Raw genomic sequence first — 1,265 nt, forward strand, 5'->3', positions numbered from 1 at the left:
TGCAGACCAATGGTACAATATACCCATGAAAGCACGATATCAGTACAGAATCTACCCTACTGAGCAACAGCAGACCAAATTGGCTCAGCTGTTTGGCTGCTGTCGGGTCGTTTGGAATGATGCCCTAGCGCTGTGTCGGGCAGCTGAGAAGCTGCCAAAGAATGGCGATTTGCAAAAGACCTGCATCACCCAGGCGAAGCGCACAGACGGGCGGGCTTGGCTGGGTGAGGTGTCGAACATCCCGCTTCAGCAGTCCATTGCCGATCTAGGGGTGGCCTTCAAGAACTTTTTTGCTTCCTTGAAAGGAGAGCGCAAAGGGCCGAAAGTGAGGTCACCCCGGTTCAAGAAAAAAGGCAACCGGCAGACGGCCCGGTTCACTCGGGGGGGCTTCTCACTGCAAGCAGCTAAAGTCTACCTGGCCAAGATTGGCGAAATCAAAACTCGCTGGTCTCGACCCTTGCCGTCTGAGCCGTCATCGGTCACGGTGATCAAAGATCGCTCTGGCCGATACTTCCTCAGCTTTGTGGTCGAACCTGAACCACTGCAATTGCCCGCTCAGTCGGCTTCAGTCGGGGTGGATTTGGGACTCAAAACGTTTGCAGCTTTGAGTACTGGGGAGTCGGTTCAAGCGCCCGACTACTCCACCTTAGAGCGCAAGATTCGGCGGGAGCAGCGCCAGCTTTCCCGCAGGCAAAAAGGTTCTAAGCGCCGGGAGCGTTCCCGGCTGCGGATAGCCAAGCTTAAGGCGCAGCTCAGAGACACCCGCAAAGACTTTTTGCATCAGGTATCGACGCGGCTGATTCAGGAAAACCAACTGGTCTGCCTCGAAGATCTCAACGTCTCTGGGATGCTCAAGAACCGCCGTCTGTCACGGGCCATATCTCAGGCAGGCTGGCGGGAGTTCAGGACGCTGCTGGAGTCCAAAGCCAAGCGGCTGGGCCGTCAGGTGCAGGTGATCAGCCGCTGGCAGCCGACCTCTCAGCTTTGTTCTGAGTGCGGCTACCGATGGGGCAAGCTCGACCTTTCGGTTAGAGAGCTGGCTTGCCTCAGCTGCTGTACCCGGCACGACCGGGATATCAATGCTGCTCGCAATATCAATCAGTCGGGGCAGGCCATTGCCCACGACGCTAAACGGACAGGGAGCCCGTGTCAGACCCCGTTAGGGGCAGTGGGCGTTGAGCTGTCTAGCCACCCGTACGGAGAACAGCTGTGTCTGATTTCCTAGCCGGAGAATCCCCGCGCCTTCAGGGCGGGGAGCATGTCAA

General features: G+C 57.5%; 1 protein-coding gene. It reads left to right on the plus strand.

The window, feature by feature from the left end; translation table 11 throughout:
• Window positions 1-25: 25 nt before the first annotated feature.
• On the plus strand, window positions 26-1,225 hold the full coding sequence (locus IQ241_RS25235) for an RNA-guided endonuclease TnpB family protein (RefSeq protein ID WP_193912575.1): 1,200 nt from the start codon (window positions 26-28) through the stop codon (window positions 1,223-1,225).
• Window positions 1,226-1,265: the final 40 nt, after the last annotated feature.

Origin of the sequence: Vasconcelosia minhoensis LEGE 07310, assembly GCF_015207255.1 — a bacterium.
Classification (GTDB): Bacteria; Cyanobacteriota; Cyanobacteriia; order Phormidesmidales; family Phormidesmidaceae; genus Vasconcelosia; species Vasconcelosia minhoensis.